This is a genomic window from Acinetobacter sp. 226-1, from assembly GCF_030329325.1.
GTDB classification, from domain to species: Bacteria; Pseudomonadota; Gammaproteobacteria; order Pseudomonadales; family Moraxellaceae; genus Acinetobacter; species Acinetobacter sichuanensis.
Genome location: NZ_JACANU010000011.1, coordinates 64,556 through 71,272 on the forward strand (window position 1 = coordinate 64,556; position 6,717 = coordinate 71,272).

The 6,717-nt window shown below is 35.7% G+C and carries 8 protein-coding genes; 7 read left to right on the top strand and 1 reads right to left on the bottom strand.

Features of this window, described 5'->3' with window-relative positions; all coding sequences use genetic code 11:
- Positions 1 to 22: 22 nt before the first annotated feature.
- The gene (locus tag HX124_RS14455; RefSeq protein WP_286383664.1) at positions 23 to 1,231 is read right to left on the bottom strand and encodes an IS256 family transposase; all 1,209 of its coding nucleotides are present in this window, start codon (positions 1,229 to 1,231) and stop codon (positions 23 to 25) included.
- Positions 1,232 to 1,423: 192 nt separating this feature from the next.
- On the opposite strand from HX124_RS14455, the gene HX124_RS14460 reads away from it, so the two are divergent.
- From HX124_RS14460 to HX124_RS14490, 7 genes are all read left to right on the top strand, one after another.
- Positions 1,424 to 2,053, top strand: a complete 630-nt coding sequence (locus HX124_RS14460; protein WP_286383639.1) for a 2'-5' RNA ligase family protein — start codon at positions 1,424 to 1,426, stop codon at positions 2,051 to 2,053.
- Positions 2,050 to 2,592: a bifunctional adenosylcobinamide kinase/adenosylcobinamide-phosphate guanylyltransferase gene (gene cobU, locus HX124_RS14465; protein WP_286383640.1), complete on the top strand. Its 543-nt coding sequence runs from the start codon at positions 2,050 to 2,052 to the stop codon at positions 2,590 to 2,592. The genes HX124_RS14460 and cobU overlap by 4 nt, the downstream gene beginning before the upstream one ends.
- Positions 2,589 to 3,641: a nicotinate-nucleotide--dimethylbenzimidazole phosphoribosyltransferase gene (gene cobT / locus HX124_RS14470; protein WP_286383641.1), complete on the top strand. Its 1,053-nt coding sequence runs from the start codon at positions 2,589 to 2,591 to the stop codon at positions 3,639 to 3,641. The genes cobU and cobT overlap by 4 nt, the downstream gene beginning before the upstream one ends.
- A 52-nt stretch (positions 3,642 to 3,693) precedes the next feature.
- Positions 3,694 to 4,326 carry a histidine phosphatase family protein gene (locus HX124_RS14475; RefSeq protein ID WP_286383642.1) on the top strand — a complete coding sequence of 211 codons (633 nt, stop codon included), beginning with the start codon at positions 3,694 to 3,696 and terminating at the stop codon, positions 4,324 to 4,326.
- 1 nt (position 4,327) lies between these two features.
- Complete coding sequence (locus tag HX124_RS14480) at positions 4,328 to 5,068, top strand: adenosylcobinamide-GDP ribazoletransferase (protein ID WP_286383643.1); 741 nt, start codon at positions 4,328 to 4,330, stop codon at positions 5,066 to 5,068.
- Between the two features lie 79 nt (positions 5,069 to 5,147).
- Positions 5,148 to 5,489 carry a DUF5713 family protein gene (locus tag HX124_RS14485; RefSeq protein ID WP_286376930.1) on the top strand — a complete coding sequence of 114 codons (342 nt, stop codon included), beginning with the start codon at positions 5,148 to 5,150 and terminating at the stop codon, positions 5,487 to 5,489.
- Positions 5,490 to 6,250: 761 nt separating this feature from the next.
- Positions 6,251 to 6,717: Csu type fimbrial protein (locus HX124_RS14490; protein WP_286418712.1), on the top strand; the 467-nt coding region annotated here is incomplete at its 3' end.

Genomic DNA, 6,717 nt, shown 5'->3' on the forward strand with positions numbered 1-6,717 from the left:
ATAATTCTGTGTAAATACAGTTTTAAAAATACTTGGTTACACGCTCTTCAAACATGATACTAAAGCGATTCATGGCAGCTTTCCAATTTTGGATAGGCATTGTCCATTTTTTGCTTGCCTCCATAATTGCTAAATATACCACCTTTTTAACTGAATCATCCGTTGGGAAGATTTTTCTTTTCTTGGTCGCATGACGGATAACACTGTTCAATGATTCAATCGCATTCGTCGTGTAGATCGCTTTACGAATATCCATAGGATAAGCAAAGAAGGTGTTGAGATTTACCCAGTTTGCCAGCCATGATTTGCTAATCTGAGGGTATTTATCATCCCATTTCTGACCAAATTCATCCAAAGCGTGTATCGCTTCATCTTCGGTTACTGACTGGTAGATTCTCTTCAAATCAGCTGTAACCGCTTTATAGTCTTTCCAGCTGACATACTTCAAACTATTGCGTACCATATGAATTATACAGAGCTGAATTTGAGTATCAGGATAGACCGTATTAATCGCATCAGGAAAGCCTTTAAGCCCATCTACACAGGCAATTAAAATATCCTGCAAGCCACGATTCCTGAGTTCCGTAAGAACTGATAACCAGAATTTCGCTCCCTCGTTTTCAGCCATCCATAGCCCGAGTAAGTCTTTCTGACCATCAGTGTTAACACCCAAAGCAAGAAATACAGCCTTGTTGATGACTGTGTTGTTATGTCGTACCTTCACAACAATACAGTCCAGATAAACGATTGGATAGAGTGTATCCAAAGGGCGATTTTGCCATTGGATGACTTGATCGATTACAGCATCGGTCACTTTGGAAATTAAAGTGGGTGATACATCTGCATCGTACATTTCCTTGAATGTGGCAACGATATCTCGCGTTGTCATGCCTTTGGCATACAAGGATAGAATTTGACTGTCCATCTGCGTGATACGGGTTTGATTCTTCTTGATCAGTTGAGGCTCAAAGGTACCATCACGATCTCTGGGTGTGTCCAGTTCAAACTCACCATCATCGGTTAATAGACGCTTTGTCGTATAACCATTACGTGTATTTTTACCCGTTCTTGAGCTATTTTTTTCATAGCCTAAATGGTCAGTCAATTCTGCATTAAGTGCAGCTTCAACAGTGAGCTTTTTTAGCGCTTTACTGAAATTATTTAAGTCAGCTTCTGTTTTTAGGTTTTTAGCGAATTCTTTGGCTAATGCCAGCATTGCTTCATCTTTCATAGTAAACACCTGTGTAGCCCTCAACAGCGTTGAGGGAGAGTTTAAGCGTTTACACAGTTTTATTTACAGTCTCAATTTAAGCAATTATGAATATTATTCAGTTTTAAATTTCCTCTCGTTTGACTGTGACATAAGGCAATCTTTTTAGTTTTATGGTCTAATATAAACGCATTCATTTCTGTTAAAATTATTGTGCTTCTTCAACCTTTTTGTACTGTTATTCCAACACTTTCCCATGATTATGCTGAATGGCATCGGGGACGAGAGGATTATGCACTTTGGTATATAGAAATCACCGAACCAAAACTACAGCATTATTTACAAAAATTACGTGAACATTTTTCTCCCTTTTTATTTCAACCAAATATTCGTCAATTTCATATTACGCTTTTTATTTGTGGATTTTTAACAGAATATCAACCTGTTTTAAATGATGATTTTTCACAACAACAATTGAGCCAACAGATAAAAAATTTAACTAAGCAAAAACTCGGTGCATTTAAAATAAAAACAGGCAAAATTCAAAGTTTTGAAAGTGCCTTATTTGTTGAAATTTTAGATGAAAATAATAGCCTAAGTGTTTTTAGGCATCTTTTTGCACAAAATCATCATGAAATTGCCGCATTACACTATGTTCCGCATATTACGCTTGGTCTATATCATTCGGTATTTACTGCCGAACAAATATTTGAGCATATTGAAACACTTGAACAGCAACAATTTGAACTTGATGTTACACATTTAAGCTTTGGTTATTACAAAGCAAAAATTATTCAAGGCAAATTATATGCAGAACAACATATTCATTTAGGTAAATTATGATTCGACTCATTTTAGGTGGCGCGCGTTCAGGAAAAAGTCGTTTGGCTGAAAAAATTGCACAAGATAGCCAATTTACTGTGAGTTATGTGGCGACAGCCCAAGCTTGGGATGTTGAGATGCAATCACGCATTTTACATCATCAACATCAGCGACCTGCTGATTGGGCTGTTTATGAAGAGCCACTACATCTGGCTGATCTATTAGAAAAAATAGATCAACCTGAGCATGTGATTTTAGTGGATTGTTTAACCTTATGGATGAGCAATTTATTAATGGCGAATGATCAAAGTACGTCATCTGTAGCATCAAATTTACAGGCGATTGAATGTGAAAAGTTGTTTAAGATTTTACCTCATTTACAAGCCAATATTATTTTAGTGAGTAATGAAACAGGTTTGGGCGTAGTACCCATGGGTGAAATTACTCGGAAATTTGTAGATGAATCAGGTCGTTTACATCAACAACTTGGACAACTCGCAGACACTGTTATTTTTTGTGTGGCAGGTTTTCCAATGTATTTAAAAGGAGAAAAGGAATGAATTGGTGGTTAGATGCATGTCAAAAGCCAAGTGAAGCTGCAAAAACACAGGCAGAACAACGTCAACTGCAACTGACTAAACCAACAGGTTCACTTTCTGAGTTAGAGCATGTTGCGATTCAGCTCGCAAGTTTACAAGGTCAGCAACAGCCACAAATTAACTTTCCTTGGATCACCATTTTTGCGGGCGATCATGGTGTCATGGAAGAAAATATTTCAGCTTATCCGCAGGCAGTGACGCGACAAATGTTGCAAAACTTTGCCACAGGTGGTGCTTGTATCAGTGTTATTGCGAAAGAATATAATGCAAAATTACAAGTCATTGACTGTGGTTCAGTTGGTGAAAGTTATGATTATGTAGGTGTTGAGCGTCATTGTATTGCCCAAGGAACAGCAAATTTTGCTAAAACAGTTGCAATGACAGAAGCACAATGTCAAGCAGCCATGCAACTGGGTAAAGAAAGCGTAGAACAAGCTTTATCACAACATGCATCAATTTATGTCGCAGGTGAAATGGGAATAGGTAACACCTGTTCAGCTTCGGCTGTGGCATGTTTTCTGTTAGATGAAACGGCAGAAAAGTTAACAGGCGTAGGTACAGGTATTCGTGCTGAGCAACTTGAACATAAGAAAAATATCATTAATCAGGCTTTGGCTTTACATCAACAATATGTTCGTGGCGATGCTTTTAAAGCACTGTGCGCAGTGGGTGGTTTAGAAATTGCAGCGATGGCAGGTGCTTATATTCGCTGTGCGCAAGTGGGCTTGCCGATGGTTGTTGATGGTTTTATTAGTACTGTGTCTGCGTTGCTTGCAGTTCGCTTAAATCCAAATGTCCGTGAATGGATGTTCTTCGGTCATCAGTCTGCTGAATATGGGCATCAACGTTTACTCGCAGAGTTAAATGCACAGCCTTTATTAAAATTAAATTTACGTTTAGGTGAAGGTAGTGGTGCAGGTGCATCTTTAGGCATCATTAAACTTGCATGTAGTTTGCATAACCACATGGCGACATTTGCTGAAGCGGCTGTTATTGGTGAAAAAGTTTAATTTTTTAATGTGATTTTGATGTAATCAGATTGAAGAAAAGTAGAGAAATTGGATGAAATTGCGGATTGATGTATTAAGGCACGGTGAAAGCACATTGAGTCATACTTTAAGAGGCTCAACAGATGATGTTTTGACAGCACTGGGTCAAATGCAAATGCAAAATACAGTGGATGCCTTTTTAACTCAATCCGCAGCGCCAATAGTTTGGCAGAGTATTTTTAGTTCACCATTGCAACGTTGTCGCTTATTTTCTCAACAATTAAGTACGCAATATGATAAGCCTTTAATCTTAGAAAAAGATTTACAAGAAATGCATTTTGGTGATTGGGAAGCCAAACCGACCCAATGGATTTATGAAAATTTCCCTGAGCAACTGAGTCAGTTTTGGCAAACTCCGACAGCGTTTACGCCACCCAATGCCGAAAGTATTTGGCAATTTCAAAGTCGAGTTTTAAACGCGATGGATTCTATTCAAATGCAGATGTTAGAAAAGCATTGGCATCAGGTTTTATTGGTGACGCATGGTGGGGTGATTAAACTTTTAAAATGCCTCGCAACACAACAAAGTCTAGACAATATTTTAACGATGTCAGCAGAACTAGGCACTTTACATTCTTTTGAGTTAGACACGACGAAGCAAAAAATCAGTTTATGGTCTGCTTGTTCTGAAAATAAGAGCATTTAAAATGACAGCATTTTTGATTGCATTACAGTTTTTAACGACTTTCCCGATTCAGCTCAAAACGATGCCAAGTCAGCAACAAAATGGACAATCTTTGTTGTTTTATCCTGTAATAGGTTTACTCATTGGCGGATTATTATGTGCTGTAGCAATGTTATTATACACTTTACCTCTTATTTTATTGGCATCAATAATCTTATGTCTATGGATTTGGTTGACAGGAGGTTTACATTTAGATGGTTTGGCTGATACCGCAGATGCTTGGGTGGGAGGTTTTGGTGACCAAGCGCGAACTTTAGCCATTATGAAAGATCCAAGCTGTGGACCGATTGGGGTATTAAGCTTAGTCATTATTTGTTTATTAAAATGGTCAGCTATTTATGTATTATTACAAGAAAAACAATTTATAGCTTTAATCATGTTTCCTATTTTAGGTCGTATTGCACCATTAATTTTATTTTTGACCACATCTTATATGAGAAAAAATGGTTTAGGCTCGGCATTAACAGCATTTATTCCGAAAAAAAGTGCAATTTTAATTATTATATTTTTTCTATTGTGTACTTTATATTTTAAATGGGTCGGTATTTTGACTGTTCTTAGTTTTTTAACGACATTATTTTATTTGCGTCAAAAATTTATCCAACGTATTTCAGGAATTACAGGAGATACTGTGGGAGCGAGTATTGAAATCTTAGAAACTGTGACTTTGTTCACTTTTGTAGTTTTGAGTTTTTATCTTTAAATTATTGGCTTAAAATTGATGAAATTTAATGCTAAAAACCAGATTAAATTTTATCTAAGAAAATAAAAAAGAGGTCAATATGCCAATTCAAAATAGTAAAATTTTACAATATAAATTTTTAAATGAGATGTACGGAGATGCTTATTATCCTGCTCATTTAGTTGATGAAATTAAAAATATTTTAGTTGATGTCTGTCAGGAAATTGAAACCAATCAGCCTAAAAACTTAGCTGAATTATATGTTTTAACACATGCTGCAACTGAAAAAATTAATGATTTACAAACAGCATTTGATGAAGCCGAGAGTGAAATTGAAACTGTAGCACGAGAAGCTATAGGGGAAGATTTTTATTTTATTGCAAAAGCCTATGAGTATTATGATGCAGATGGAGAAGAATTAATTTCTCCACGTGATTGGTAATTGGAAATAAAATAATATGACTGCTATTTATATTTTTCAGCTTTATTTTAGAATGGGTGTTTGTAGAATATCCATTCTACCTATAATTATTTATAAAAATTTAAAATAAAAAAATAAGTATTTGTTTTTGATTTAATTTAAAAATTATTTCATTTTTTTTATTAAGTGGGTTTAGTTTTTTTACTAGAATAATTTAGTTTTATTAATGATCAGTATATTAAAATACCTAATTTTAGGGATATATAAGAAGTCTAGAAAAGCGTCTAATAATAAATAACTTAAGGCATATTTAAAAGGGCGATATCATGAGGAAGTTTTGTACTCAATGTTTATATGTTGTGCTTTTTATTTCTTTATAGGTAGATGCAGCGAAGAAAATGTCTTCAGTGAGTGTCGTGACGTCTATTCTTCAGCCCATAAATTGTTTTAAGTAAAGAGCGCTTATTGCAACAGAAGTTTTTTAATCTTCGTCGTTACAAGAAGGGTGGAGTGGAACTTTTGTAAAAGCGTCAGGTGGAATGAAGTTAAAGATGTTAATTCAAATGAATGTTATAGGAAATGTTTATCAATTAGATGCGGTCAAACAATTCAAGTGCATGACCTCGCTAATGTAGAACAAGAAACAATTCATGTGAAATTAGCAGAACTTGTCCAAAGCACGACGTCTAAAGGGGTTTATTAGGATGTGTTGTACTTGGATGTAACTTTTTAAATATTCGAACTGTGAGACAACAATGAAAATATTACTTAAAAGTGCTGCTGTGACAGCATTGTTATTAGGAAGTGGTCTAACACAGGCTGCAACAACCACCTCAAGTATACCGATGGGCGTAGATGTCCCTAGAAGTTGTACTTTATCCAATGTGAGTGCAGGAGTAATTGTGCCTGAAGATGGTACAGAAGCTACTGGGGGCTTTACTATTATTTGTAATATAGATACATATACCTTTTATGTAACAACAGATTCACTAGAAGCTGGGAATATGCATTTAAAGGATGGAAATGGGCATCAACTACCATTCAAAATTAATCAGTCTTATTTATATAATTCAGTTTCTTATGGAAATTATGATTTAGATTCATCAACAAGAAACTGGTATGCGAATGGGATTTTACCTATAGGTGCACCAGTCAATGCTGTTCTTAAATTTAAATTACAGGCACCTACAACAGCCACAACCCCTGCTGGTGTTTATACCGACACATTCCGTGTCAATGTTACGTATTA

What these genes read in the sequence shown, in the direction of transcription:
- HX124_RS14455 (WP_286383664.1), bottom strand. Translation starts at nt 1,231, where the DNA reads ATGAAAGATGAAGCAATGCTGGCATTAGCCAAAGAATTCGCTAAAAAC.
- cobU (WP_286383640.1), top strand. Translation starts at nt 2,050, where the DNA reads ATGATTCGACTCATTTTAGGTGGCGCGCGTTCAGGAAAAAGTCGTTTG.
- cobT (WP_286383641.1), top strand. Translation starts at nt 2,589, where the DNA reads ATGAATTGGTGGTTAGATGCATGTCAAAAGCCAAGTGAAGCTGCAAAA.
- HX124_RS14475 (WP_286383642.1), top strand. Translation starts at nt 3,694, where the DNA reads ATGAAATTGCGGATTGATGTATTAAGGCACGGTGAAAGCACATTGAGT.
- HX124_RS14480 (WP_286383643.1), top strand. Translation starts at nt 4,328, where the DNA reads ATGACAGCATTTTTGATTGCATTACAGTTTTTAACGACTTTCCCGATT.
- HX124_RS14485 (WP_286376930.1), top strand. Translation starts at nt 5,148, where the DNA reads ATGCCAATTCAAAATAGTAAAATTTTACAATATAAATTTTTAAATGAG.